Source organism: Streptomyces sp. NPDC002577, assembly GCF_053594815.1.
In genome coordinates, this window is record NZ_JBSFWK010000004.1 from 97555 (window position 1) to 123081 (window position 25527).

Below are 25527 nucleotides of genomic sequence, written 5' to 3' on the forward strand. Positions count from 1 at the left end.
CTTGCGGCACGGCTCACGCTAGGGGCGGTTCCGGGGGCGGCCCAATAGGGGTTGCCCCTGCGGGAGTCGGGGAGGGAAAACCCTCGGTCACGTATCAGCCCGTGCGGCCGCCCGCCGCCAGCCGCACGATGTCGACGCGGGAGCGGATGCCCAGCTTGCGGTAGACCCGCGTGAGCGTGGCCTCGACCGTCTTGACGCTGATGAACAGCCGCGCGGCGATCTCCCGGTTCGTGGCGCCTTCCAGTACGAGCGCGGCGACCTGACGCTCCGTCGCGGCGAGGGTGTCGAGCGCCGGGGGAGCGGACCCGGCGAGGCCCGGCCGGGCCCGGCTGCCCGTTCCGGCCGGGCCCACCGGGGTGAAGGCCGCGGAGGCCGGCTGGGCGACCGGTGAGGTGACGGGGGAGGCGACCGGGGAGAGTGCCGCCCGCAGTGCCTCCAGACGCCGCAGCCACGGCCGCGCCTTGCAGCGCCGCAGCAGCCGCGCCGCCTCGTCGTACGCGCTCCGCGCCGGCACCGTGTCCGGCGCGGCCGCCCGCAGACGAGCGAGCTCCAGGGCCGCACGGGCCTCCTCAAGCCCGTATCCCAGCCGCCCGAGGCGGTCCCCCGCGGCGGCCAGCAGCAGGGCCGCGGCGCCCTGTTCGCCCTGTGCGGCCACCACGAGCGCCTCGGCCCGGTCCAGAACGGCGAGAACGCTCTCACGCCCGAGCCGGGCCGCGTGGACGCGCGTAGCGTCGATGACGTTGCGGGCCTCGGCCAGCTCACCCGTCCGCGCCAGCGCCTCGGCCAGGTCGCCGTGCCAGCGGCCGCGGGCCGGATCCGACACGCCGAGGCGGTGCTCCAACTCCCGTACGCGGCGCAGCGTCTGCGCCGCGGCACTGTCGTCCCCGGCCACGAGGTGGGCGTGGCCGAGGGCGGCGAGGGCCCGCGACTGGTACATCAGGTCGCCGTCCTCATCGGCTCGCCGCACCGCCTCCCCGGCCAGGGCCAGCGCCCGTTCCGCACTGCCGCCCGCGGCCTCGGCGAGGGACGCAAACATGGCCGCAGCCCCCTCACCGATCCCCGTGTCCCGCGCCAGCCGCAGGCTCTCGTGGGCGAGTTCCAGCGCCCGGCCGCAGTGCCCGGAGCGCAGTTCCGTCTCGGCGAGCCCGCGCAGGAAGTGCACCTCGCTCTCGGCCATGCCGCGGCGGCGCACCTCGCGCAGCAGCCCGGTGATGGTGGTGCGGGCCTCGGTGAGCCGGTCGCTCATGATCTGCCAGCGGAACCGGGCGGCACCCGCGCCGTTGTGGTCGCAGGCCACGGCCGGGTCCTGCGGTTCACGCAGCGCGCGTACGAGGGTCTTCGGCGCCTCGGGGTGCCCCATCAGGGTCTCCATCTGCGCCTGGAAGGCGAGGGCCATGAGTTCCGTACGCCGGTCCCCTGCCTGCGCGGCGAGCCGGGCGGCACGGGCGGCCTCCGCGCGGCCCTTCTCCATGGCGCCCTCCACCAGCAGCGCACGCCACGCCAGTTGGTAGTGGACCAGGGCCAGCAGCCGGGGATCGTCGCCCGCGTCCGCGAGCACCTGCGGAAAGACGGCGTCGATGCCGGCCATGGCCTGTCCCGCCGTGTCGATCACGACCATCCAGGCCCGCACCCGGACCGCCGGGTCGGTCGCGCGATCGAGGACCTCGCGCGCGACCTCGCGGGCGAGATCCTGCTCAGCGGAGGTGAGCGCGTCCTCGGCGGCCCGCAGCCGCCGTTCGTCCGCCTCCAGTACGGCGTCCGGCGGGGTGTGCCGGGCGGCGAGCAGCCCGAGCTGCGCGGCGATCGAGGGGGCGCCGCGGTCCCGGGCCAGGGCCGCGGCCTCGGACAGCCGGACGGCCACCCGCTGGTCCGTGCCCGGGGTGGCCAGGGCGAGGTGGCGGGCGCGCTCGATCGGGTCGGAGGCCGCCGTGGACAGCGCCGCATGCACGGCGCGCCGCTCCTGCGTGGACGCCTGTGCGTACAGCGCCGCAGAGAGGAGCGGATGCGCGAACCGTATGGCGCCCTCCTGGCCGCCGGAAGGCTCATGCTCGGTCGTCAGCAGCCCGAGCCGGGCCGCGCGGGCAGTCTCGGCCTCGGCGTCCTTCCGGCCCGCGGCATGCAGCAGCTGCAGCGTGGGGCGCGCCCCCGCGCTCGCGACGAGGAGCGTTCTGCGGGCCTCGGTGGACAGCATGCCAAGCCGGCTCAGTACGAGGGCGCGCAGCGAGGTCGGCACGGGCAGGGGCTCGCCGGGTCTCGGCGGGGTCGGGCTCTCGGCCAGGGCCCGGCCCAGTTCGAGCGCGAACAGCGGGTTGCCGCCGCTGGTGCGGTGGATGTCCCGGACGGTCGAGCGGGGCAGCCCCGTGTACCCGCGCCGGGTGAGGAGTTCGAGGACGCCGGTACGGGAGAGCGGCGGCACGCGCAGGGCCAGCGTCTCCGGGAGGGACGCGCGTAGATAACGGTCGTACGAATGTCCCTGCGGTTCCGTATCGGTCCGTGCGGCGCACAGCATGCGTACGGGCATGCCGCCCAGCCGGCGGGCCGCGAAGCCCAGCAGTTCGGCGCTCGCCGCGTCCAGCCACTGCAGATCGTCGGCGACGAGCAGCACCGGGCCTCGGGCCGCCAGCGCCCGCAGCACCGACAGCACCGCGAGCCGCAGCGCGAGTCCGTCGTGGTGCAGCGATGAGTCGCCCCGGCCGGTGAGCGCTGCCTCGAGCGCGGCCCGTTGCGGCGCGGGCAGCTGGTCGGACACCTCATCCACCACGAGGCCCAGCAGATCGACCAGCGTCAGGAACGGCAGATGGGATTCGGACTCGGTGGCCGCACACCGCAGCACGGTCTGTGCCGTTACGGCGTATTCCGCGGCCAGCGTGCGCAGCACGGTCGACTTTCCGATTCCGGCGGGGCCGTGCAACAGCACGCTGCCGCCGCGGGAGAGCTGTCCGCGTGCCCGGGCGAGCAGGTCGTCCCGGCCGGTGATCCGGTCGGTGACCAGGCCGCTGAACTGGCCGGTGACCCGCTCGGGACGGGATCTGGCAGGCTCCTCGAGATCCCCTCGCATGGCCACCGCTCCCCTCGTGTCGTGTCCGGGACAATATTAAGCAAAGAGGGTTGAGAACTCGGGCTGTTGCGGACGTGAGGGGAACAACAGCCACTCGGCGTGCGACGGGGCTCTACGGCAGCAACCCCGCCCGCCGTGCCGCCACCACCGCCTCCAGGCGCGTGTGCGCCCCCAGTTTCCGCATGGCCGAGCGCAGGTAGCCCTTCACCGTCTCCGGGCGGAGGCCGAGGCGGTCCGCCGCGATGGCGTTCGTCGCGCCCGTCGCCACGCATACGAGGACGTCGATCTCCCGCGGTGCCAGGGAGACCGAGGGCTCTCGCGCCGCCGGTGCGGCGCCGCACGCGCCCGGCGTGAGCGCGGCGGTGCGTGCCCCCGGCGGCACGGCGCCGTCGCCCGGCCTGGTCAGCCCGAAGGAGCCGGACGCCCCCGGGCCCGCGGTCGCCGTCGCCAGGCGGGCGCAGGCCGCGAGGAGTTCGGTCCGCAACGCCGCGTCGGCGATGCGCGGAGCGAGGGCCCGCAGCTCGGCGTGCGCCTCGCGGACCTGTTCCCACGCGGCGGAACCGGCACCCGCACCGTGCCCCAGGGCCGCGCTCCCCGCCGCCGCGAGCAGCGCCTGCGCCTCCTCGCGGACCACCAGCGCCTGCTCCACGTCCCGCGCCGCCGCAACCGCCGCGCCCAGCATCCGGTCCCCGAGCGGCTCGGCCGAGCGCAGGGCCCCGTACACCACACCCCGCACCCGGCGGCGTACGACGACGGGCACGGCCAGGACCGAGCGCAGGCCCTCCGTCGCCACCGCCACGTCGTACTCATGGCTGATCTGCCGCGAGACGCTGTAGTCCGTGACCGCGCACGGGCGCGACAGAGCCAGCGTCTTGCCGCCCAGGCCGTTGCCCGCCGAGACCGCGAGCGCGCGCAGCGCCCCGGTGGCCGTGCCGCTCAGCTCGCTGATCCGCACGTGCCGCCCACCGGACTCGACCAGCCCGCCGAACGCGACGGGCAGGCCCGTCGCGCGCCGCAGCCGCAGCAGCGCGGCGCGCATCTCCACCGCCCCGACTCCGTCTGCCACCACGTTCGTGCCCCTTCACCATCACCACCCCCGTTCGGGGGTGGTGAGACCCACGCCACGGATTAGACGATGACAGGAAGCTGTCCGGCAACGGTCCGCAACGAGGAGGACGCATGACGGCGACGACGAGCGCCACGGAGCAGTTCCGCACCGCCCGGGACTTCCTGCTCACGCACCGGGAGGACTACGCCACCGCGTACGAGGGCTTCGACTGGCCCCGGCCGGAGTTCTTCAACTGGGCGCTCGACTGGTTCGACGTCATCGCGCGCGGCAACGACAGGATCGCGCTGCACATCGTCGAGGAGGACGGGCAGCGCACCCGCCTCACGTTCGAGGAGCTCTCCGCCCGCTCCAACCGGGCCGCCAACTGGCTGCGCGCCCAGGGCGTGGGCCCCGGCGACCGCATCCTCGTCATGCTCGGCAACCAGGCGGAGCTGTGGGAGACGGCCCTTGCCGCGATGAAGCTGCGGGCCGTCGTCATCCCCGCCACACCCCTGCTGGGCCCCGCCGACCTGCGGGACCGCGTCGAGCGCGGCCGCGTGCGGCACGTCATCGCCCGGGCCGGGGACGCGGCGAAGTTCGACGACGTGCCGGGCGACTACACCCGGATCGCCGTCGGTGGAGGCACCTCCGGCTGGGTCTCGTACGAGGACGCCTACGACGCCTCCGCCGTCTTCGAGCCCGACGGCGTCACCCGCGCCGACGACACGCTCATGCTGTACTTCACCTCCGGCACGACCGCCCGCCCCAAACTGGTCGAGCACACCCATGTGTCGTATCCGGTCGGCCATCTGGCCACGATGTACTGGATCGGCCTGAAGCCGGGCGACGTCCATCTGAACATCTCCTCGCCCGGCTGGGCCAAGCACGCCTGGTCGAACCTCTTCGCCCCCTGGAACGCCGAGGCCACCGTCTTCATCCACAACTACACGCGCTTCGACGCGGGCCGCCTGATGGCCGAGATGGACGAGGCCGGCGTCACCAGCTTCTGCGCGCCGCCCACCGTGTGGCGCATGCTCATCCAGGCCGACCTGAGCCAGCTGCGTACGCCGCCGCGCGAGGCCGTCGCCGCCGGGGAGCCGCTCAACCCCGAGGTCATCGAGCAGGTACGCCGCGAGTGGGGCGTCACCATCCGCGACGGCTTCGGGCAGACCGAGACGGCCGTGCAGGTGTCCAACAGCCCCGGCCAGCAGCTGAAGACCGGCTCCATGGGGCGGCCGAGCCCCGGCTTCGAGGTCGAGCTGCTCGACCCCGTGACCGGTGCGCCCGGCGCCGACGAAGGAGAGATCGCGCTCGACCTGTCGGCCCGCCCGGTGGGCCTCATGACCGGCTACCACGGAGACCCGGAGCGCACCGCCGAGGCCATGGGCGGCGGCTACTACCGCACCGGCGACATCGGCTCCCGCGACGCCGACGGCTACATCACCTACGTCGGACGGGCCGACGACGTCTTCAAGGCGTCCGACTACAAGATCTCCCCCTTCGAGCTGGAGAGCGCCCTCCTCGAGCACGAGGCGGTCGTCGAGGCCGCCGTCGTCCCCGCCCCCGACCCGCTGCGGCTGGCCGTACCGAAGGCGTACGTCGTCCTCGCCGAGGGATACGCGCCGGGGCCGGACACCGCGAAACTGCTCTTCGAGCACTCGCGGACCGTCCTCGCGCCCTACAAGCGCATCCGCCGCCTGGAGTTCGCCGACCTTCCCAAGACGGTCTCCGGCAAGATCCGCCGCATCGAGCTGCGCGAGCAGACCGCCGCGGGCTCCGCCGACGAGTACCGCGAGGAGGACTTCCGGTGAGCGGACTGTCGTACGCTCACGGGACGAGCACGACACCGCTCCTCGGTGACACGATCGGCGCCAACCTCGACCGCGCGATAGCCGCGTACCCCGACCGTGACGCACTCGTGGACGTCCCCTCGGGACGCCGCTGGACCTACGCCGAGTTCGGCGCCGCCGTCGACGAGGTGGCTTGCGGACTCCTTGCCAAGGGCGTGGCGAAGGGCGACCGGGTGGGCATCTGGGCGATCAACTGCCCGGAATGGGTGCTCGTCCAGTACGCCACCGCCCGCATCGGCGCGATCATGGTGAACATCAACCCGGCCTACCGCGCCCACGAGCTGGAGTACGTCCTCAAGCAGGCCGGGATCTCGCTCCTCATCGCCTCGACCGGCCACAGGACCAGCGACTACCGCGCCCTTGTCGACCAGGTCCGGGGCAACTGCCCAGACCTGCGCGAGACGGTCTACATCGGCGACCCGACGTGGGACGCGCTCACAGCGGGCGCCGAGTCGGTACCGCCCGGCCAACTGGCTTCCTGTGAGGCCGAGTTGAGCTGCGACGACCCCGTCAACATCCAGTACACCTCGGGCACCACCGGCTTCCCGAAGGGTGCCACGCTCTCCCATCACAACATCCTCAACAACGGCTACTGGGTGGGCCGCACCGTCGGCTACAGCGAACAGGACCGCGTGTGCCTGCCCGTGCCCTTCTACCACTGCTTCGGCATGGTGATGGGAAACCTGGCGGCCACGTCCCACGGCGCCTGCATCGTCATCCCGGCGCCGTCCTTCGACCCGGTGGCGACCCTGCACGCCGTCGAGCGGGAGCGCTGCACCTCGCTGTACGGCGTCCCGACGATGTTCATCGCCGAGCTCAACCTCGCCGACTTCGCTACGTACGACCTGAGTTCGCTGCGGACCGGGATCATGGCGGGCTCGCCCTGTCCCGTCGAGGTGATGAAGCGGGTCGTGGCCGAAATGCATATGGAGGAGGTCTCCATCTGCTACGGCATGACCGAGACCTCACCGGTGTCGACCCAGACCCGGCGCGACGACGACCTCGAGCGCCGCACCGGCACGGTCGGCCGGCCCCTGCCGCACATCGATGTGAAGATCATCGACCCGGTGAGCGGCGTGACGCTGCCGCGCGGTGAGCCGGGCGAGCTGTGCACCCGCGGCTACAGCGTGATGCTCGGCTACTGGAACGAGCCCGAGCGCACCGCGGAGGCCGTCGACTCCGGCCGCTGGATGCACACCGGGGACCTCGCGGTGATGCGCGACGACGGTTACGTCCAGATCGTCGGCCGCATCAAGGACATGATCATCCGGGGTGGCGAGAACATCTACCCGCGCGAGATCGAGGAGTTCCTCTACGGCCACCCGAAGATCGCCGACGTCCAGGTGGTGGGCGTCCCCGACGAGCGGTACGGCGAGGAGGTCCTGGCGTGCGTCATCCTCCGCGACCCCGGCGACCCGCTGACGCTCGACGAACTCCGCGCGTACTGCCATGAGCAACTCGCCCACTACAAGATCCCGAGCCGGCTGCGCATCCTCGACTCCTTCCCCATGACGGTGAGCGGGAAGGTGCGGAAGATCGAGCTGAGGGAGGGGTACGGCGCGTAGCGCCCGGCCTGCCGTCAGACGGGTCTGCGCATGAACACCCGCGGCCACCGGTCGAGGCCGTACTCGGCCTCCGCGGCGCGGATCTTCCGTAAGCCCGGGGTGAGTTCGGCGTCGTCCAGGATCCGGAAGCCGAGGCGTGCGTAGTAGGGCGCGTTCCAGGGGACGTCGGCGAAGGTGCTGAGGGTGAGGGCCGGCAGGCCCTGGGCGCGGGCCCGTTGGGCGGTGTGCTCGATCAGCAGCCGGCCGATGCCACGGCGTGCCGCGCGGGGGTGCACGGAGACCTGCTCGATGTATTCGGCGCCGTCGACGGTCGCGCTGAGCAGATACGCGACGGGGTCGCCGGCGCCCGGCGCGTCGAGGGCCACCCAGGCGCGCCCGGCCCTCCGGAAACGTTCCAGCATCTCCAGGTCGGGCGGTTCGTCGTCGGCGACGGCGGTCATGCCGAGCGCACGGAAGGGCTCGCCCGCGGCGCGCTCGATGTCCTGGAGGGCGGGCAACTCGGCGGGTGCGGCGAGGCGGATGCGCATGGGACGAGTATGCGGGTGCCGGGGACCGCGCGCCCGGGGATACGGCTACGCGCACGGGATGGGACCACTCCATCGCGAGGGCCTACGCCCCCGCCGCGTACAGCTCGTCCGCCCGGCTGTTGACCGGCTGCGGGGTGCCCGTGAGATCGACGACGAACAGGGGGACGCCGAGTTCGTCCGCGCGGACGCGGGCGTCGGCCGCGTAGCCCGCCAGTGAGAAGTAGACGGACAGCGCGGACTCGGCCGTACCCGTGAGCCAGAGGCACTCCACGTCGCGCAGCGTCGCAGGCCGCAGCGACGGCTCCACCTGGGCGACGAGTCCCGTGGCCATGAGCCCGATCCCGGACGAGGTGCGGTGCTCGGCGGTGCGGATGTCGCGGTAGCCGAGCCAGCGCAGATACAGCGCGACGGCGGTGACGGCGTCGCGTGCGGTGCGGATCGTGACCGGCTGGAAGGCGGGGCGTGGTGATGAGGCGGTCCGCGGCAGCGGGATGTGGACGGGGAGCGACGGCGCTTGCCGGCCGCGCGTCGTGGTCCCTGCCGCGACGGGGATCCGGAGCACCGTCCCGCATGTGCATCCCAGCTCCGGCTGCGGCCACTCGTCCTCGCGGCCGCACGCCTCGCACTCCACGCTCACCCATTCGTCGGCCCAGGTCCGGTGGGTGACGGGCTTCGGCGTCGAGCGTGCCACGGGTGGCTGGACGGGCGCGCCGCAGGTGCACGGATACGACGGCGGTGCGTAGAGCTGCTCGCGGCTGCAGACGGGGCACCGCACCGGCACGCTCTCGGCCATGACCCACTCCAGAACTCAAGACTCGCGACGGGACGTCAGGAAGACCTTCCCATGGTCCTCCAACCACCCCCGCCCTGACAGCCGGTCGGACGAGATCGCGCCATGCTGCGCCCCGCCGGACGGAGCCCCGCGGCCGTCTCTTGACGGTCTCGATGCCGCCACCTACATTGCTTCCGTATATCAGAATCTATTTTCCGCAATACGGAAAAATGCATGACGCATGGAATTCCATGTGTGGCGGAAACCAACACTCTTCGCTGGGCGCGACGGGGAGTCCGAATCCGACAGCCGGATCAGGAGTACTCAATGGCTCGAATGACCGCAGCCCGCGCGGCAGTTGAGATCCTCAAGTGCGAGAGCGTCACCCACGCGTTCGGCGTGCCGGGCGCCGCCATCAACCCCTTCTACAAGGCGCTGAAGGAGGCCGGCGGCATCGCCCACACCCTCGCTCGCCATGTCGAGGGCGCGTCCCACATGGCCGAGGGATACACCCGTACCCGGCCCGGAAACATCGGCGTGTGCATCGGCACGTCGGGTCCGGCCGGCACCGACATGATCACCGGCCTCTACTCGGCCACCGGCGACTCGATCCCGATCCTGTGCATCACCGGCCAGGCTCCGACGGCCGTGATCCACAAGGAGGACTTCCAGGCCGTCGACATCGCCTCGATCGCCACGCCGGTCACCAAGATGGCCGTCACCGTGCTCGAGGCCGCGCAGGTTCCCGGGGTCTTCCAGCAGGCGTTCCATCTGATGCGCTCGGGCCGGCCCGGTCCGGTCCTCATCGACCTGCCCCTCGACGTCCAGCTGACGGAGATCGAGTTCGACCCGGACACGTACGAGCCGCTGCCGGTCTACAAGCCGGCCGCGACCCGCGCCCAGATCGAGAAGGCGTTCTCGCTGCTGAACGCCTCGGAGCGCCCGCTCATCGTCGCCGGCGGGGGCGTCATCAACGCCGACGCCTGCGAACTGCTCGTGGATTTCGCGGAGTCGACCGGCGTCCCGGTGATTCCCACGCTCATGGGGTGGGGCGCCATCCCCGACGACCATGAGCTCAACGCCGGCATGGTCGGCCTGCAGACCTCGCACCGCTACGGCAACGCGACCTTCCTGGAGTCCGACTTCGTCCTCGGCATCGGCAACCGCTGGGCCAACCGCCACACCGGCAGGCTCGACGTCTACACGCGCGGCCGCAGGTTCGTCCACGTCGACATCGAACCCACCCAGATCGGCAGGATCTTCGCCCCGGACTACGGCATCGCCTCCGATGCCGGGGCCGCGCTGGAGTTGTTCGTCCAGGTGGCGAAGGAGCTCAAGGGCGCGGGCAGCCTCCCGGACCGCTCGGCCTGGGCCGCGTCCGCCCGGCAGCGGAAGGCCACCCTCCGGCGCCGGACCCACTTCGACGACATCCCGATCAAGCCGCAGCGCGTCTACGAGGAGATGAACAGGGCGTTCGGGCCCGAGACCCGGTACGTCACCACCATCGGCCTCTCCCAGATCGCGGGCGCCCAGATGCTGCACGTCTACCGGCCGCGGCACTGGATCAACTGCGGCCAGGCGGGCCCGCTCGGCTGGACCGTCCCCGCGGCGCTCGGCGTGGCCACCGCCGACCCGGACGCCCAGATCGTCGCGCTCTCCGGCGACTACGACTTCCAGTTCATGATCGAGGAGCTGGCGGTCGGCGCGCAGCACAGGATCCCGTACGTCCACGTCCTGGTGAACAACTCCTACCTCGGGCTGATCCGCCAGGCGCAGCTCGGCCTCGGCATCGACTCTCAGGTGAACCTGGAGTTCGAGAACCTCAACTCTCCCGAGCTCGGCGTCTACGGCGTCGACCACGTCAAGGTCGCCGAGGGCCTCGGCTGCAAGGCGATCCGGGTCACCGACCCGAACGAACTGGGCGCCGCCTTCGAGGAGGCGAGGAAGCTCGCCGGCGAGCACCGGGTGCCGGTCGTCGTCGAGGCGATCCTGGAGCGCGTCACCAATATCTCGATGTCCACGACGGCGGACATCAGCAAGGTGGTCGAGTTCGAGGAGGTCGCCACGGAGCCGTGGCACGCGCCCACCTCGGTCTGACCGACGTCGAGAGGCCCGAGAGCCGACAGGGCAAGAGAGAATCGAGGCCCGCCGCCCCCGTGTCGGCGGGCCTCGTGTGTTCAGGTTCTGCCCAACGGTGTACGGCTGCGAAGCCTCTGGGAGTCAGTTCAGAGCAAGACTTGAGGTTTCCGTCCGGGCCAAGGGCGATTGAGAGAGCGGGATGGAATCCGGGCCACGGCGGCGCCTGGGCGCGACACGACAGATGTCGGCGCCGACGCGGCCCGGAAACCCAAGGGTGGCTCTGCTGCTCAGACCTCGGCACCGGAGAGGCGCTCGACGCCGCGCAGCAGCGCCGAGTGGTCGAGGCCGCCGTCGCCCTGCGCGCGCAGCGCGGCGACGAGCTGGGCGACCACCGCGCCGACGGGCAGCGCGGCACCGACGGCACGGGCCGCGTCGGTGACGATGCCCATGTCCTTGTGGTGGAGGTCGATACGGAAGCCCGGTTTGAAGTCGCGGTTCAGGAAGTTGTCCTTCTTGCGGGTCAGGACCGTGGAGCCGGCCAGGCCGCCGTTCAGGACCTCGAGAGCCGCGTCGAGGTCCACGCCGGACTTCTCGAGGAAGACCACGGCCTCGGCGCACGCCTGGATGTTGACGGCGACGATCAGCTGGTTGGCGGCCTTCACCGTCTGGCCGGAGCCGTGCGGGCCGCACAGCACGATCGTCTTCCCGAGAGCTTCGAAGACCGGCCTGGCCTCGTCGAAGTCGGCCTGCTCGCCACCGACCATGATGGACAGCACGGCCTCGACGGCCCCGGCCTCGCCGCCCGAGACGGGGGCGTCCAGTACGCGGATGCCCTTGTCCGCGGCGGCCTTGGCGAGTTCGGCCGACGTCACCGGGGTGATGGAGGACATGTCGATCAGGAGGGTGCCGGGCCGTGCGTTCTCCAGGATGCCGCCCTGGCCGTAGGCGACCGCTTCGACCTGCGGCGAGGCGGGCACCATCGTGATCACGACGTCGGCGTCCCGGACGGCCTCGGCGATCGAGCCGGCCGCGGTGCCGCCCGCGGCGGCGAGCCGGTCGAGCTTCTCCCGCTCCAGCGTGTAGCCGGCGACCGGGTACCCGGCCTTGATCAGGTTCTCGGACATGGGGGATCCCATGATGCCGAGGCCGATCCATGCCACGTGGGGCAGCTTGCCGGGGAGGTTGTCGCTCATGAGGGTGCCTCCTCTGAAGACCGTGCTCCGTCGATGAGTTGCCGAAGGATGCCCCGCTGGATGCGTCAGCGCGCGGCGCGGGCCTCGGCGGGCAGCCAGTCGAAGGCCTCGGCGCTCGGGCGGTCGCCCGGTTTGTACTCCAGGCCGATCCAGCCGTCGTACCCCGCCTTGCGGAGCAGGCCGATGAGCTCCTCCAGCGGCAGGGAGCCGGTGCCTGGGGCGCCGCGGCCCGGGTTGTCGGCGATCTGCACGTGGCCGGTCCTCGCCGCGTACCGCTCGATGACCGCGGGCAGGTCCTCGCCGTTCATGGACAGGTGGTACAGGTCCATGAGGAAGCGGGCGTTGCCGAGGCCCGTCGCCTCGTTGACCCGGTCGACGGCCTCGACGGCGGCCGGGGCGCTCACCAGCGGATAGAGCGGTGACTCCGGCTTGTTGAGGGTCTCGATCAGCAGGATCGCGCCGATCCGGTCGGCTGCTCGGGCCGCGAGGACCAGGTTCTCGAGGGCGAGTTCGTCCTGTTCGGCCGGGTCGACTCCGTCGACGCGGTTGCCGTAGAGGGCGTTGAGGGCCTTGCACCCCAGGGACTCGGCGAAGCCGGCCGCCACGTCGATGTTGGCCCGGAACCTCTCCGACTCCGCGCCGGGGATCGACAGGGCGCCGCGGTCCGGGCCCGGCAGCCGCCCGGCGTAGAAGTTCAGGCCCACCAGCTGCACTCCCGCGCCCTCGATCGCCCTCGTCAGCGCGTCGAGTTCCGACTGTCCGGGCGCGGGGGCGTCGACCCACGGCCACCACAGCTCGACCGCCGTGAAACCCGCCGCCGCGGCGGCCGCCGGGCGCTCCAGGAGCGGGAGTTCGGTGAAGAGGATCGACAGGTTGACGTCGAAGCGCTGGTCGGTGGCGGCGGCTGTCTCAGAACCAGGCATGAGAGATAAGCCATTCCTTCCGTATTGCGGAAGTATTTTTCTGTGTATCGGAAGATTGCCTGCGCATCCGTGGTGGTGTCAAGGCGCCCGACGAAACCGGGCCAGTACAAAGCCCGACCGTCCACTCCCGCTGATTCCGACGCGGATCGCCCGTCTGGACAGCCGGAGTACGGCCCCTCACCGGCCGAACGGGGGGCCGCGGCCAGTGCTGCCAAGCGGCAGGCCTGCGGGCCGGATCAGTGGTTCGCGAGCGCCTCCGTCGGGGGCAGTCGGGCGGCGCGCACGGCCGGATAGGAGCCGGCCAGGCCGCCGATGAGGAGGGTAGGCGCGGCAGATCGCGTCGCCGTGCACGAGAGGCAGGTCGCGGTCCAGGACGACGACGTCGTACGCGCCGCTCGATGCCCGGGCGAGCCCCTGTTCGCCGTCGTGGGCGAGCTCGACCGCCATGGCGTGCCGGCGCAGCCCCCTCGCGACACTCTCGGCGAGATCCCTGTGGTCTTCCACGATCAGTACGCGCATGCCCCCACCTGGCAGCCGGCGGATCACACGGGGATAACAGGAGACGCGCGGCCCTCATCACCCGCGCCGTGCCCTCGCTGGGTGAAGGAGCAGCGAGCAGGTCGGCCAGCGCCATGGATCGTTTACGGGACAGGGTTTAGCCTGCGAGGATGTCCGATCACGAGAGCTATCGCCGCTGCTCCGCCCGTGTGGTTCTGCTCGACGAGGCGGACCGGGTTCTGCTGCTGAAGTCTCATGTCGAACCGGATGAACCGCGCAGCGGCTATTGCTGGTTCACCCCCGGTGGGGGCGTAGAGGCCGGCGAGACTCTGGCCGAGGCGGCGGCCCGGGAACTGCAGGAGGAGACGGGGCTGTCCGTCGAGCCGGAGGCACTCGGCCCGCAGGTCGCGGTGACCTCCGGCTATGCGGACCTCGGATGGGCCGAAGGGATCTTCCGCGACGACTTCTTTCACCTCCGGGTCAAGGATCACCAGGTCGATGCCAGCGGGCAGGAAGCGTTGGAGCGCAAACACCACGCGGGGCACCGTTGGTGGACGCTGGATGAGCTGGCTGCCACCTCTGAGACTGTTTACCCCTTCGGCCTCGCAGAGTTGGCCGTCGAGCTCGCTGCTGGGCGTATTCCTCCTGCTCCGGTTCAGCTGCCCTGGCACCACTAGGGGATGGGCCGCTCAGAGCGCGTCGACGGCGCTCACCTTCCAGCCGTCGGACGTACGGGTCAGAGTCATCCGTACCCGGTTCAGATCCACGCGGGAGCCCGAGACCTGCGTGCTCTGCGTGACCTGGTTGACGAAGAGCAGGACGACGGCCTTGTCCGGCGAGGCGGAGACCACGGAGGCCGCCGGGTCTCCACCGCCCGCGGGCTTCACGACCGTCGCCTTCACGATGCCCTTGTACTTCTTGGCGGTCGGCCCCACCACCGTCCTGGTTGTCTTCTCGTACTGGTCGCGGAAGGCCCCGGTCAGGTGCTTCCGCGCCGCGGCGAAGTCCCGGTCCAGATGCCGGTAGTCGTACGACAGGACGACGGGCGCCGCCTCCCGCGCGGCCGCGAGCGCCTGCCCGCGCGCTTGCTCGGTCAGCCGGCCCTCGCGGTACTGCCAGCCGAGCACGGCCATCGCGGTCAGTCCTGCCACGAGTACGACGGCGAGCACCGCGGTGAGCAGTCCCCGCGGGCGGCGGCGCGCCGCACTCCCGGCGCCGGAGTCCCCTGTCTCCTGGTTCTCCTCGGACTCAAGCCTCGGCTCCGGCGGATCGTCCCAGCCGTCCGGAGGCTCGATGAGCACGGTGCGGCCGGCCTGCTGTCCCGCCGACCGCTGCGGGGGCGTGTCAGAGGCGTCCTCCACCAGGTCACGGCCCAGGGGGAGCAGCGTCTGGTCGATGGGATCGTGGCCGATGCGCTCCGCGCGCTTGGCGGCCGCGCGGGCCGCCGCGGTCAGGCTCCGGCGGGCGGGGGTGCCGGTGCGGCTTCGGGTGGTCGGGTTCGACACGGTCGTTCTCCTCACGGGTCGTACTAGGCAGGCAGGCGGGCGGGACGGGAGCGAGGTCAGCCGACGAACTCGACGCCGGACGTCAGCCAGCGGCCGTCCTTGAGCACGAGGTCGAGCTGCAGCCGGTAGGTGCGGGCCTCGCCATGTGGCGCCGACGCGTTGCTCACCTTGCTGTCGGCGACCACCAGGACGCGGGCCGAGCGCTCGTCGGAGCGGGTGATGCCGGCTTCGAGGACCTGGCCCTCGGAGACCGACTTGTTCTGGGCGACCAGCTTGGTCAGCTGCTCGGTCTGAGCCGCGAACTGCTCCTTGAAGTCACCCGTCGCGCCTTTCAGTACGTTCCGGCTGTCCCGGTCGTAGTGCCGGTAGTCGATCGAGGTGAAGTTGAGCGCCGACTGGCGGGCCGCGGCCAGGATCTCCTGGCGGCGCTGCTCGGCCTCGTGCTGCTCGTACAGTTGGACGCTGAGCCAGCCGGTCGCCGCCGTCGTCAGGACGGTCGCCGCGGCGAGTCCCGCGGGCCACGCCCGGCCGCGGCCGGACCATGACCGGCCGGAGCCGTCCGCGGATCCGTCCGCGGACCCGGCCGTGAGCCGCCGCAGCGGGCGTATCGCCCGTATCCGTGCGAAGAAGCTGTCTGTCATGCCATCGGTCCGACGAGCAGCCATTGCCACGACTCCTTTCCGAACGTGCCCTGTTCGCCGCCCGTCGAGCCGATCTCGACGGCCGTTCCGTCCGGGCCGACCGTGGTGTTGGTCTCCGGGTCGTACGGCGTGACGTACGGCGACTGGTTCGCGCCGCCCGAACCGGTCGATGCGCCGGGCGCGTTCTGCGCGCCGCGTACCGACGTCTTGCTGCCGCGCGGGGCCGTGCACCGCGCGCTGGTGTTCGCCTCGCGTGTGCTCGTGTCCGCGGGGTCGCGGCGCTGCGTCCCGTATCCCTGGGTGCAGGCCGGCGGGTCGTCGGCATTGAGCACCAGCCCGAAGTGCGTGGTGCCGTCACCGGGGATGACGGTGTAGTTGCCCGCGACCACCACGGGGAAGGTGACCAGCGCCTGCTCCACACCGGGCAGGCGGGCCAGCGTGACCTGGCCGCCGCTGATCAGATTGGCCAGCAGCACCGGCAGATCCGGCCGCGTGGACTTCAGCAGCGAGTCGACCTCCTCCGCGGCGGGCGGCGCGTTGCCGATCAGCTTGCGCAGGTCGCCGTCGCTCTTCTTCAACTCCCCGGTGAGGGCGGCGAGATCATGGGAGAACGACTTGATGGACGAGCCCTGGTCGGCCTGCGTCTTGAGGACCGTGCGGGAGTCCTCGATCAGGGAGATCGTCTGCGGCAGCGAGTCGGAGGCCGAATCGACCAGCTTGTTCCCGGAGTCCACCAGCCGGCTCAAGCGCGGTCCCGTACCGGCGAAGGCGTCACCCAGCTCGTCGATCGTGACGCGCAGATCGTCCTTGCCGACCGAGTTCACCAGCCGGTCCAGGCTGAGGATGAGATCCGTGGTGGGCAGCGGCACCCGCGTGTCGGAGCGGGGAATCGTGCTGCCGTCCAGCAGGTACGGGCCGCCGCTGCCGCGCGGCTGCAGGTCCACGTACTGCTCGCCCACCGCGGAACGGTCCGCCACCACGGCGAGCGTGTCCGCGGGGATACGCGTCCCGTCGTCGAGCTTCAGCGCCACCGACACCCCGTCCTCGCCCGACAGCCGCAGCTCCCCGACGCGGCCCACCGGCACGCCCCGGTATGTGACCTCCGCGCCGGGGAAGATGCCCCCGGAGTCGGCGAAGTCGGCCCGCACGGTGTATCCGCGGCCGAGGAGGCTGTCCGCGAGCCCTGTGTACTGGGAGCCGACGTACGACACGCCCACGGCGGTGACGGTGGCGAAGGCGAGCAGCTGGGCCTTGACCGTACGTGTGATCACGGTTGTATTCCCTTCAGCATCAGCTCGGCGAGCGCGAGATCGATCCCCGTGGGCAGGCCCTCACCGTCCTGGCCGCCGTACCGTTGCGTGGCATAACTGCTGGTGCACACCGGCGGGCACAGCAGGTCGCCTCCCGAGGGGGACGAGGGGGTTACGGGCGTGTCCGGTACGTCGGGCGTGCCGGGCGTCTTCGGCAGCGAGGTGGGCGTGGGCAGGCTGGGCACCTCGGGCACGTCCGGGAGCTGCGGGGTGTCCGGTGTGCCGGAGCCGCCGTCGCCCTTGGACGAACCGCCCGTGAGATTGCCGTAGATGCCCGCCAGATCCAGATCGGCGGTGATCTTCAGGTTGACGTAGTCGCCCTTGATCGCGTCCGTGGCGCTGCGCGGGAACGGGTACGTCGTCAGGATCTCCAGGGAGTTGGGCAGATCATCGCCCGCCTTGTTGAGCTGCTCCAGGATCGGTTGCAGCGCTTTCAGGTTGGCGACCACGTCGTCCCTGGACGCGTTGACGACCTTGGTGCCCGTCTGTCCGAGCTTCGACAGGGCGGTGAGCATCCTGGTCAGGTTCCGCCGCTGGTCGGCGAGCACCTTGAGCGCGGCCGGCATCGTGTCGACGGCCTCGGCGATCGCCTTCTTCTCGCTCCTCAGCCGCTTGGCGAGCCGGTCGACGCCCTCGAGGGCGCGGACGATGTCCTTGCGCTGCGAGTCGAGGCCTCCGAGGAACGTGTCCAGCTCCTTCAGCAGCGACCGGACCCGGTTCTCACGGCCATCCAGGGCCTTGTTCAGCTCCACGGTGATCGTCTTGAGCTGGGCCACGCCGCCGCCGTTGAGGAGCGCGGACAGGGCGGAGAGGACTTCCTCGATCTCCGGGTTGCGGCCGCTGCGGGACAGCGGGATACGGTCGCCGTCGCCGAGCCGGCCCACGGGCTTGGCGTCGGTCGGCGCGGACAGGGCCACGTACTTCTCGCCGAGCATGCTCGTCTGCCGCAGCTCGGCCACGGCGTTGGCGGGCAGCTTCACGGAGTCGGCGACCCGCAGCCGCACGCGCGCGTGCCAGCCCACCAGCTCGACCTTCTCGACGGCGCCGACGGTGACGTCGTTGACCTTCACGGCCGACTGCGGCACCAGATCGAGGACGTCCCTGAACTCGACGGTGACGTGGTAGGCGTGGCCGTCCGCGGCCGCGCCCCCGGGCAGGTCGACGTCGGACAGGCCGTTGAACTCGCAGCCGCACAGCAGCAGTGAACCCACCGCCGCCCAGGCGGCCGCGCCGAGCACCCCGCCCTTGCGCAGCACGCCCTTGCGTCGCGCCTCAACACGCGGCACACCCTTGCGTCGCGCCTCAACACGCGGCACGCCCTTGCGCCGTGCCTCATCACGCAGCTCGCTCACGCGCCGGCCTCCAGGATCCCGCCGAGCGTCTTGTCGACCGTGCCTGTGCCCGAGGCCGCCTGCGTCCCGGCCGTCGGCAGTTGCGGCAGCGAGTCGAAGAGCTTCTTCAGCTCCTGGCAGTCGGGGTTCTTGCCGCCCTCGTCCCCGGTCGTCTTCAGAATGGAGCACAGCAGCGAGGCCGGGTCCTGCGCCTGGTCTGCGTTGTTGCGGGTGTCGAGGGTCCCGGAGGCCGGGTTGTAGGCGTTCTGCAGGTTGGACAGGCCCGTGGGGGCGACCTTCAGCAGCTCGTCCAGCGCGGCCCGCTGCCGGACCAGCACCTTGGTGACCTTGCTGAGGCCCTTCACATCGGACGTGAGGGACTTCTTGTTGTTCTTCACGAACTCGGCCACGTCCCCGAGGGCCGTCGCGAGATGCTTCAGCGCGGCGGCCAGGTCCTCGCGTTCCCCGGCGAGCTGATCGGCCACCTTGGCGAGGTTGCTGTTGAAGGACCGCACGCTCTGGTCGTCGGACGCCAGTGCGGCGGTGAACACCTGCAGGTTCTGAACCGTGCCGAACAGGTCCTTGCGGCCGTCGGACAGCGTGGTGACGGCCTGCGAGAGGTCCTCGACGGTCTGGTTCAGGTTCTTTCCCTGCCCGTCGAGGTTGTCGGCACTGACACCGAGCAGCCGCGACAGGGAGCCGTCCTTGTTGGCGCCCTTCGGGCCGAGAGCTTCGGCGGTGGTGTGCAGGCTGTCGAAGATCCGGTCCAGCTCGACCGGCACGGCCGTGCGCGACTCGGGTATGACAGAGCCTTCCCGCATCACCGGGCCGCCCCGGTACACCGGCAGCAGCTGCACATAACGGTCGCTGACCACCGAGGAGTTGATGATGGCGGCCTTGGCGTCCGCGGGGACCTTGCGCCCCTCGTCGTACTCCAGCTCCACCCGCACCCGGGTGCCCTCCGGCGTGATCTTCTTGACCTCGCCGATGCGGACACCGAGGACGCGTACGTCCGAGCCGGGGTAGATCCCGACAGTGCGCGGGAAGTACGCCGTGACGCGCACGGGTTCGGGCCGCGGCCACAGGACGACGGCGAGCGTGACGACGACCGCCAGCGCGGTGAGCAGCGCCAGAAGCCGGACCCGGCGGCCCTTCGGCGAGGTGAGTGTGATGAGGCGTCCCTTCATCGCGAGCCTCCCGTCCGCGGGGTCACCGGAGCGACGACCAGGTTCTGCACATAGCCGTCGAACCAGTGGCCGTTGCCGAGGGTGTTGGTGAAGACCCGCACATAGGGCGCGAGGAGCTGGACGCTCCGGTCGAGGCTCGCCTGATTGCGTTCGAGCATGGAGACCACGGTGTTCAGGCTCTCGAGTGCCGGGCCGATCTGCTTGCGGTTGTCAGCGACCAGGCCGGAGAGCTGGATGCCGAGGGCGGCCGCGCTCCCCAGCAGGTTGTGGATGGCAGTACGCCGCTTGCTGATCTCCTTGAACAGCCGGTCGCCGTCCTCGACCAGTGCGGTGAAGTCCTTGGAGCGCTCGGCCAGCACACCGGTGACCCCGTTGGCGTGGTCGAGGAGTTCACGCAGCGCCTCGTCGCGAGAGGCCACCGTCCGGGAGATCTTCGACAGTCCCTTGATGGACGCCCGTACCTCGGCGGGGGAGTCCTGGAAGGTGGCGGAGATGGTGTCCAGGGCGGTCGCGAGCTGATCGGTGTCGACCTTCTCGGTCGTGGTGGTCAGCTCGCTGAACGCCTGCACGACGTCGTACGCCGGAACGGTCCGGCTCAGCGGGATCTCGCTGCCGGGCTTCAGCTGTCCGGGGCCCTTCGGGTTCAGGGCCAGGTACTTCGCGCCGAGGATCGTCTTGACCCGGATCGACGCGCCGGTCCTGGTGCCGAACTCCGGGTCTCCCTTGACCTTGAAGACCACCTTCACGTGGTCGCCGTCCAGGTCGACGTCCTCGACCTTGCCGACCTTGACCCCGGCGATCCGCACCTCGTCGCCCGGCTTGAGACCGCCGGCCTCCGAGAAGGCCGCGCTGTACGTGTCGCCGCCGCCGATCAGCGGCAGGTCGTCGGCGTTGAACGCGGCGACGGTCAGCAGGGCGAGCGTGGTGAGGCCGACGGCGCCGATCACCACGGGGTTCTTCTCGCGGAACGGGGTCATGCGCGGCCGCCGGAGCCGGGGCAGGCCGTTCGGCATGCGAAGGCTCCTCGGTATGCGCAGGCCCCTCGGCATGCGAATGTTCCGGGGCAGGAGACGTGTCCTCATCCGCTGCACCTCGCCCGCGCGACGTGGAACTCGGGGGAGAGCACCTCTTTGGTCTTCGGCAGCACGATCCGGCCGTCGAAGTCGCAGAGGTAGAAGTTGAACCAGGAGCCGTAGGACGCCGTCCCGGTCAGCTTGTTGAGCTTGTTCGGCAGCCGCTTCAGGACGCCCTCCACGGTCTTCTCGTTCTTGTTCAGCGTTCCGGTGAGCTCGGTCAGCCCGGCGATGTCGTCCTTCAGCGGCGGCCGGGCGTCCTCGAGCAGCCCCGAGGTGGCGTCCGTCAGATCGGCGATGTTCACCAGCGAGTCCCCGATGGGCTTGCGGTCGGCGGACAGCCCGGAGATCACCCGCCGCAGTTGTCCGAGCAGTTCCGAGAAGCGGGCGCCGCGCTTGTCCAGCTTCGCCAGCACGGTGTTGAGGTTGTCGATCACGGACCCGATCAGCTCGTCGCGGTCGGCGAGCGTCGTGGTGAGCGAGGCCGTGTGGGCGAGCAGGCTGTTGACCGTGCCGCCCTCGCCCTGCAGCGTCTTGATGATCTCGGTGGCGAGCTGGTTGACGTCGTTCGGGCTGAGCGCGGCGAACAGCGGCTTGAAGCCGTTCAGCAGCGCGTTGAGGTCCAGCGCGGGCTGCGTCCGCGACAGCGGAATCGTGCCGCCCGGCCGCAGCCGCGTGCCGTCGCCCGCGCCCTCCGTCAGCGAGATGTACCGTTGCCCGACCAGGTTGCGGTAGCGGATGACGGCCCCGGTGCTGGTGAACAGCGGGCGGTCCGCGCTGACCGTGAAGGTGACCTCGGCCAGCGTCCGGTCCTTGATCCGGATGTCCTCGACCTCGCCGACCCGCACCCCTGCCACGCGGATGTCGTCGCCCTTCTCCAGGCTGGTGACATCGCTGAACACAGCCCGGTACGTGTCCTCGGGCGTGAACGAGACATGGACGATCGTGGCCCCGAGCATCGCCGTCGCCAGCAGTGTCACCGCCGCGAACAGGCTGAACTTGATCAGCGGTGCAGCGGTGTCCCTGGCTCCCGTGGCCCTTGTCCGGCCGGCACTCATGCGACACTCACCGCCGTTCCGCGGGCCATCGGCCCGAACAGCAGCGTGGCGACCGGCGGCACCTCGTCGGCCGGCACACCCATGACGGGCGCCACGAGCGAGCCGATCGCGCGCTGTTCGGCCGCGGTGCCGGACACGTCGACCCCGCCGGGCAGGGCGCTCCCGGAGCCCGACGACTTCGACTTCGTGCCGTCGTCGAGCTTGATGGCCGGAGCGGGCACCTGGGGATGTGGCAGGCCTCGGCAGTTCGGGCCCGATCGTTCTGCATAGCGCGGTTCCTCGCCGGGTTCGTACGCGGACTGCGGGCGGACGACTTCGAGGGTGATGTGCATCTCGCCGCCCTTGAACGTCTCCCCGAACTCCTTCTCCTGCCGCACCAGCCCAGAGAGGAGACAGGGGTACTCGGGCGAGTAGCGGGCGAAGAGCTCGAGCGTGGGGCGGGAGACCCGGCCGAGGGTGATCAGCCGGTCGCCGTTCTCGCCGAGGAAGTCGTCCGCGGTGCCCGCGACCGTGGCGGTCGTGGTGAGCGCGGCGGCCAGCTGGTCCTTCTTCTCGACGAGAGTGCGGCTGGTGGTCACGGTGTTGCGCAGGATCCTCATCAGGTCGGGCGCGGCGTCGGCGTACACCTCGGCGACGTCCGCGAACCGGGAGATGTCCTCCCGTATCGACGGCATGTGCGGGTTGAGGCGGTGCAGATAGCGCTCGACGCGAGTGAGGTTGTCGCCGATCCGGTCACCGCGGCCTTCCAGGGCGTCGGCGAACGCGGACAGCGTGGCATTGAGCTTGCCGGGCTGCACAGTGCGCAGCAGCGGCAGCAGATCGTTCATCAGCTGCTGCACCTCCATGCCGACCTTCGTGCGGTCCTGCGTGATGACGTCCCCGGCCTGGATGGCCCGGCCCGACGAGCCGCGCGGCACCACCAGATCGACGTACTTCTCACCGAACAGCGTCTTGGGCAGCAGCCGCGCCTGCACATCAGCCGGGATGCTCGCGACCTGCTCCGGCTTGAGCGCGATGTCGAGCGTCGCCTTCTCGCCGTCGGCCCGCACCGAGCGCACCTCGCCCACCAGCAGCCCGCGCAGCTTGACGTCCGCGCTCGGCTCCAGCTGGTTGCCGAGCGTGTCGGCCTCCAGCGTGATCCGTACGGCCGGGGTGAACACCTGCTGGTAGGCGGCCACGGACAGGCCGAGCAGCAGCGCGATGACGGCGATGAAGACGACCCCGTACAGGCGCAGTCTCGCCCTCTGTGCGACGATCCGCATCGGCCCTACCCCGCAATCCGTACGGTCGTGTTGGCGCCCCAGATCGCCAGCGAGAGGAAGAAGTCCAGGACGTTGATGGCGACGATCGAGGTGCGCACCGCGCGGCCCACCGCGACACCGACGCCCGCCGGGCCGCCGCTCGCGTAGTAGCCGTAGTAGCAGTGCACCAGGATGATCACGACGGCGAAGACGATCACCTTGCCGAAGGACCAGAGCACGTCGACGGGCGGCAGGTACTGCTGGAAGTAGTGGTCGTAGGTGCCCGCCGACTGCCCGTAGTAGCCGGTGGTGATCGTCCGGGCGGCGAAGTACGAGGACAGCAGCCCGATCACGTACAGCGGGATGACCGCGACGAAACCGGCGATCATGCGGGTGGTCACCAGGAACGGCAGCGAGGGCACGCCCATCACCTCGAGCGCGTCGGTCTCCTCGCTGATCCGCATCGCGCCGAGCTGGGCGGTGAACCCGGCGCCGACGGTCGCGGACAGCGCGAGCCCGGCCACCAGCGGGGCGATCTCACGGGTGTTGAAGTACGCCGACAGGAACGCCACGAAGTTGGAGGTGCCGAGCTGGTTGAGCGCCGCATATCCCTGCAGGCCGACCTCGGTGCCGGTGAAGAAGGACAGGAAGGCGATCACTCCGACCGTCCCGCCGACCACGGCGAGCGCGCCGCGGCCGAAGCTCACCTCGGCCAGCAGACGCAGGATCTCCTTCTTGTAGCGGCGCAGGGTGCGGCCGGTCCAGGCCAGCGAGCGGCCGTAGAACGACAGTTGGGTGCCCAGCTCCTCCAGGGAGCGGAGCGGGCGCCCGACGAAACGGTTGAGCAGCGCCATGCCTCAGCCCCTCTGCGGAACGATCTGGAAGTACACGGCGGTCATCACGAAGTTCGTCACGAACAGCAACATGAAGGTGATCACTACCGACTGGTTCACGGCGTCGCCCACGCCCTTCGGCCCGCCCTTCGCCGTGAGGCCCTTGTAGGAGGCGACGATCGCGGCGATCGCGCCGAACACCAGTGCCTTGATCTCGGCCGCCCACAGGTCGGAGAGCTGGGCGAGGGTGGTGAAGGACGCCAGATACGCGCCGGGCGTGCCGTTCTGCAGGATGACGTTGAAGAAGTAGCCGCCCGCCACGCCGACCACCGACACCAGGCCGTTGAGCAGCACGGCCACCACCATCGACGCCAGGACACGTGGCACCACGAGCCGGTGGATCGGGTCGATGCCGAGCACCTGCATTGCGTCGATCTCCTCGCGGATCTTCCGCGCCCCGAGGTCCGCGCAGATCGCCGTGCCGCCCGCGCCCGCGATCAGCAGCGCGGTGACGATCGGCGACGCCTCCCGCAGCACCGCCAGCACGGAAGCGGCACCCGAGAACGACTGGGCGCCGAGCTGCCGCGTCAGGCTGCCGATCTGCAGCGCGATGACCGCGCCGAAGGGGATGGAGACGAGGGCCGTGGGCAGAATCGTGACGCTCGCGATGAACCAGGCCTGCTGGATGAACTCCCGTACCTGGAAGGGACGCCGGGGCATGGTCCGGGCGACGTCCAGCGCCATCGCGAACAGATTGCCGGACTGCCGGAGCGCTCCCGTGGGCGACAGGCTCATGCCTCCGTCACCGCCTTCCCGCTGTGCAGCGCGGCCTCGCGGCCGGCGATCGCCTCCCAGCGGGGCGGGCGGGTGATGCCGGGGCTCGGCAGCAGGCGGGGAGTCATCTCGGGAATGCCACGAGACTTCGTGCGGTCACCGTCGCCCTCCCCGAGCTGGGCCAGCTCCTGCTCGACCTGGGCGGCGTCCTTCTCCTCGGCCATGCCGATCGGCCCCTGCATCCGGCCGTTCAGGAACTGCCGTACGACCGGTTCGTCGCTGGTCAGCAGCTTCTCTCGGGGACCGAACATCACCAGCTCGCGCCGGAAGAGGAGACCGATGTTGTCCGGCACCTGGCGGGCAGAGGCGATGTCGTGCGTGACGATCAGAAACGTCGCGTCGATCTGGGCGTTGAGATCGACGATCAGCTGGTTGAGATACGCGACGCGCACCGGGTCGAGTCCGGAGTCCGGCTCGTCGAAGAGGATGATCTCCGGATCGAGCACCAGGGCCCGCGCCAGACCGGCCCTCTTCCGCATGCCACCGGATATCTCGCCCGGCAGCTTCTCCTCGGCGCCGATCAGCCCGACCATGTCCATCTTCTCGAGGACGATCCGCCGGATCTCGCTCTCGGGCTTACGGGTGTGCTCCCGCAGCGGAAAGGCGATGTTGTCGTAGAGGTTCATGGAGCCGAACAGCGCACCGTCCTGGAACAGCACGCCGAACAGCTTCCGCACCTCGTACAGATCGTGCTCGCGGAGCTTCGTGATGTCCCGGCCCGCGATACGGATCGAGCCCCTCTCCGGCTTGAGCAGCCCGACGAGCGTCTTGAGGAACACCGACTTGCCCGTACCCGAGGGGCCGAGCATCACCGATACCTCCCCGGCAGGCAGCGTCAGCGAGACGTCCTGCCAGATGACCTGGTGTCCGAAGGACTTGGTCAGCCCTTCCACACAGATCTCGACACCCATCCGGTCCACCCTTCGGCCCGTGGAGCAGCTCCGACATCTGCTCTACGGGGAGGGGAAGGGTGTCCGTCGCTCCGGTGACCGATTTTTTTC

21 protein-coding genes and 1 pseudogene are annotated in these 25527 nt (G+C 70.7%); 4 read left to right on the top strand and 18 right to left on the bottom strand.

All coding sequences use genetic code 11. From position 1 onward, the window contains the following. Window positions 1-94 precede the first annotated feature (94 nt). Together ACWD4J_RS07995 and ACWD4J_RS08000 are read right to left on the bottom strand one after the other, a co-directional pair. Window positions 95-3058, bottom strand: a complete 2964-nt coding sequence (locus ACWD4J_RS07995) for a helix-turn-helix transcriptional regulator (RefSeq protein WP_451394460.1) — start codon at window positions 3056-3058, stop codon at window positions 95-97. Between the two features lie 112 nt (window positions 3059-3170). Further along, window positions 3171-4127 (bottom strand): response regulator transcription factor, encoded by a 957-nt coding sequence (locus tag ACWD4J_RS08000; protein ID WP_451394461.1) that lies wholly within the window; start codon window positions 4125-4127, stop codon window positions 3171-3173. A 110-nt stretch (window positions 4128-4237) separates the two neighbouring features. Here ACWD4J_RS08000 and ACWD4J_RS08005 point away from each other — a divergent pair, with 110 nt between their 5' ends. Beyond that, window positions 4238-5917, top strand: a complete 1680-nt coding sequence (locus tag ACWD4J_RS08005; protein WP_451394462.1) for an AMP-binding protein — start codon at window positions 4238-4240, stop codon at window positions 5915-5917. Then, complete coding sequence (locus ACWD4J_RS08010; protein WP_451394463.1) at window positions 5914-7521, top strand: AMP-binding protein; 1608 nt, start codon at window positions 5914-5916, stop codon at window positions 7519-7521. The genes ACWD4J_RS08005 and ACWD4J_RS08010 overlap by 4 nt, the downstream gene beginning before the upstream one ends. 14 nt (window positions 7522-7535) lie before the next feature. On the opposite strand, the gene ACWD4J_RS08015 is transcribed toward ACWD4J_RS08010, so the two are convergent. Together ACWD4J_RS08015 and ACWD4J_RS08020 are read right to left on the bottom strand one after the other, a co-directional pair. Then, on the bottom strand, window positions 7536-8048 hold the full coding sequence (locus tag ACWD4J_RS08015; protein ID WP_451394464.1) for a GNAT family N-acetyltransferase: 513 nt from the start codon (window positions 8046-8048) through the stop codon (window positions 7536-7538). Window positions 8049-8130: 82 nt separating this feature from the next. After that, complete coding sequence (locus tag ACWD4J_RS08020) at window positions 8131-8841, bottom strand: hypothetical protein (protein ID WP_451394465.1); 711 nt, start codon at window positions 8839-8841, stop codon at window positions 8131-8133. 306 nt (window positions 8842-9147) lie between these two features. On the opposite strand from ACWD4J_RS08020, the gene gcl reads away from it, so the two are divergent. Next, a complete protein-coding gene (gene gcl / locus ACWD4J_RS08025; RefSeq protein ID WP_451394466.1) occupies window positions 9148-10917 on the top strand; it encodes a glyoxylate carboligase in 1770 nt (589 codons plus the stop codon). Between the two features lie 269 nt (window positions 10918-11186). Here gcl and ACWD4J_RS08030 read toward each other — a convergent pair whose 3' ends face one another. The 3 genes and pseudogenes from ACWD4J_RS08030 to ACWD4J_RS08040 all read right to left on the bottom strand — a co-directional run. Next, the gene (locus tag ACWD4J_RS08030) at window positions 11187-12092 is read right to left on the bottom strand and encodes a 2-hydroxy-3-oxopropionate reductase (RefSeq protein WP_451394467.1); all 906 of its coding nucleotides are present in this window, start codon (window positions 12090-12092) and stop codon (window positions 11187-11189) included. A gap of 65 nt (window positions 12093-12157) precedes the next feature. Then, window positions 12158-13015, bottom strand: coding sequence for a TIM barrel protein (locus tag ACWD4J_RS08035; protein WP_451394468.1), 858 nt, complete (start codon window positions 13013-13015; stop codon window positions 12158-12160). Window positions 13016-13402: 387 nt separating this feature from the next. Continuing rightward, window positions 13403-13534: pseudogene (locus ACWD4J_RS08040) on the bottom strand (response regulator transcription factor); the annotation flags it as partial. A 149-nt stretch (window positions 13535-13683) separates the two neighbouring features. Between ACWD4J_RS08040 and ACWD4J_RS08045 the strand changes: the two are divergent. After that, the gene (locus ACWD4J_RS08045; protein ID WP_451394469.1) at window positions 13684-14190 is read left to right on the top strand and encodes an NUDIX hydrolase; all 507 of its coding nucleotides are present in this window, start codon (window positions 13684-13686) and stop codon (window positions 14188-14190) included. Between the two features lie 12 nt (window positions 14191-14202). Here the strand turns inward: ACWD4J_RS08045 and ACWD4J_RS08050 are convergent, their stop codons facing one another. The 11 genes from ACWD4J_RS08050 to ACWD4J_RS08100 form a co-directional block, all read right to left on the bottom strand. After that, window positions 14203-15018: a hypothetical protein gene (locus tag ACWD4J_RS08050; RefSeq protein WP_451394470.1), complete on the bottom strand. Its 816-nt coding sequence runs from the start codon at window positions 15016-15018 to the stop codon at window positions 14203-14205. A 56-nt stretch (window positions 15019-15074) separates the two neighbouring features. After that, window positions 15075-15683, bottom strand: coding sequence for a hypothetical protein (locus tag ACWD4J_RS08055; protein WP_451394471.1), 609 nt, complete (start codon window positions 15681-15683; stop codon window positions 15075-15077). Then, entirely contained in the window at window positions 15656-16930 is a 1275-nt protein-coding gene (locus ACWD4J_RS08060) for an MCE family protein (RefSeq protein WP_451394472.1), read from the bottom strand. Before ACWD4J_RS08060 ends, ACWD4J_RS08055 begins: the two co-directional genes overlap by 28 nt. Beyond that, a complete protein-coding gene (locus ACWD4J_RS08065) occupies window positions 16927-18222 on the bottom strand; it encodes an MCE family protein (RefSeq protein WP_451394704.1) in 1296 nt (431 codons plus the stop codon). The genes ACWD4J_RS08060 and ACWD4J_RS08065 overlap by 4 nt, the downstream gene beginning before the upstream one ends. Window positions 18223-18317: 95 nt before the next feature. After that, window positions 18318-19487: an MCE family protein gene (locus ACWD4J_RS08070; protein WP_451394473.1), complete on the bottom strand. Its 1170-nt coding sequence runs from the start codon at window positions 19485-19487 to the stop codon at window positions 18318-18320. Then, complete coding sequence (locus ACWD4J_RS08075) at window positions 19484-20464, bottom strand: MCE family protein (protein WP_451394705.1); 981 nt, start codon at window positions 20462-20464, stop codon at window positions 19484-19486. Before ACWD4J_RS08075 ends, ACWD4J_RS08070 begins: the two co-directional genes overlap by 4 nt. Window positions 20465-20565: 101 nt before the next feature. Continuing rightward, on the bottom strand, window positions 20566-21618 hold the full coding sequence (locus ACWD4J_RS08080; RefSeq protein ID WP_451394474.1) for an MCE family protein: 1053 nt from the start codon (window positions 21616-21618) through the stop codon (window positions 20566-20568). Beyond that, a complete protein-coding gene (locus ACWD4J_RS08085) occupies window positions 21615-22880 on the bottom strand; it encodes an MCE family protein (protein WP_451394475.1) in 1266 nt (421 codons plus the stop codon). The genes ACWD4J_RS08080 and ACWD4J_RS08085 overlap by 4 nt, the downstream gene beginning before the upstream one ends. 5 nt (window positions 22881-22885) lie before the next feature. Then, entirely contained in the window at window positions 22886-23713 is an 828-nt protein-coding gene (locus ACWD4J_RS08090) for an MlaE family ABC transporter permease (RefSeq protein ID WP_351292915.1), read from the bottom strand. A gap of 3 nt (window positions 23714-23716) precedes the next feature. Further along, the gene (locus ACWD4J_RS08095) at window positions 23717-24487 is read right to left on the bottom strand and encodes an MlaE family ABC transporter permease (protein ID WP_451394476.1); all 771 of its coding nucleotides are present in this window, start codon (window positions 24485-24487) and stop codon (window positions 23717-23719) included. Then, the gene (locus ACWD4J_RS08100) at window positions 24484-25437 is read right to left on the bottom strand and encodes an ABC transporter ATP-binding protein (protein WP_451394477.1); all 954 of its coding nucleotides are present in this window, start codon (window positions 25435-25437) and stop codon (window positions 24484-24486) included. The genes ACWD4J_RS08095 and ACWD4J_RS08100 overlap by 4 nt, the downstream gene beginning before the upstream one ends. Between the last annotated feature and the right edge of the window lie 90 nt (window positions 25438-25527).

What these genes read in the sequence shown, in the direction of transcription:
- ACWD4J_RS07995 (WP_451394460.1), bottom strand. Translation starts at nt 3,058, where the DNA reads ATGCGAGGGGATCTCGAGGAGCCTGCCAGATCCCGTCCCGAGCGGGTC.
- ACWD4J_RS08005 (WP_451394462.1), top strand. Translation starts at nt 4,238, where the DNA reads ATGACGGCGACGACGAGCGCCACGGAGCAGTTCCGCACCGCCCGGGAC.
- ACWD4J_RS08015 (WP_451394464.1), bottom strand. Translation starts at nt 8,048, where the DNA reads ATGCGCATCCGCCTCGCCGCACCCGCCGAGTTGCCCGCCCTCCAGGAC.
- ACWD4J_RS08020 (WP_451394465.1), bottom strand. Translation starts at nt 8,841, where the DNA reads ATGGCCGAGAGCGTGCCGGTGCGGTGCCCCGTCTGCAGCCGCGAGCAG.
- gcl (WP_451394466.1), top strand. Translation starts at nt 9,148, where the DNA reads ATGGCTCGAATGACCGCAGCCCGCGCGGCAGTTGAGATCCTCAAGTGC.
- ACWD4J_RS08030 (WP_451394467.1), bottom strand. Translation starts at nt 12,092, where the DNA reads ATGAGCGACAACCTCCCCGGCAAGCTGCCCCACGTGGCATGGATCGGC.
- ACWD4J_RS08035 (WP_451394468.1), bottom strand. Translation starts at nt 13,015, where the DNA reads ATGCCTGGTTCTGAGACAGCCGCCGCCACCGACCAGCGCTTCGACGTC.
- ACWD4J_RS08045 (WP_451394469.1), top strand. Translation starts at nt 13,684, where the DNA reads ATGTCCGATCACGAGAGCTATCGCCGCTGCTCCGCCCGTGTGGTTCTG.
- ACWD4J_RS08055 (WP_451394471.1), bottom strand. Translation starts at nt 15,683, where the DNA reads ATGGCTGCTCGTCGGACCGATGGCATGACAGACAGCTTCTTCGCACGG.
- ACWD4J_RS08070 (WP_451394473.1), bottom strand. Translation starts at nt 19,487, where the DNA reads ATGAAGGGACGCCTCATCACACTCACCTCGCCGAAGGGCCGCCGGGTC.
- ACWD4J_RS08075 (WP_451394705.1), bottom strand. Translation starts at nt 20,464, where the DNA reads ATGACCCCGTTCCGCGAGAAGAACCCCGTGGTGATCGGCGCCGTCGGC.
- ACWD4J_RS08080 (WP_451394474.1), bottom strand. Translation starts at nt 21,618, where the DNA reads ATGAGTGCCGGCCGGACAAGGGCCACGGGAGCCAGGGACACCGCTGCA.
- ACWD4J_RS08085 (WP_451394475.1), bottom strand. Translation starts at nt 22,880, where the DNA reads ATGCGGATCGTCGCACAGAGGGCGAGACTGCGCCTGTACGGGGTCGTC.
- ACWD4J_RS08090 (WP_351292915.1), bottom strand. Translation starts at nt 23,713, where the DNA reads ATGGCGCTGCTCAACCGTTTCGTCGGGCGCCCGCTCCGCTCCCTGGAG.
- ACWD4J_RS08095 (WP_451394476.1), bottom strand. Translation starts at nt 24,487, where the DNA reads ATGAGCCTGTCGCCCACGGGAGCGCTCCGGCAGTCCGGCAATCTGTTC.
- ACWD4J_RS08100 (WP_451394477.1), bottom strand. Translation starts at nt 25,437, where the DNA reads ATGGGTGTCGAGATCTGTGTGGAAGGGCTGACCAAGTCCTTCGGACAC.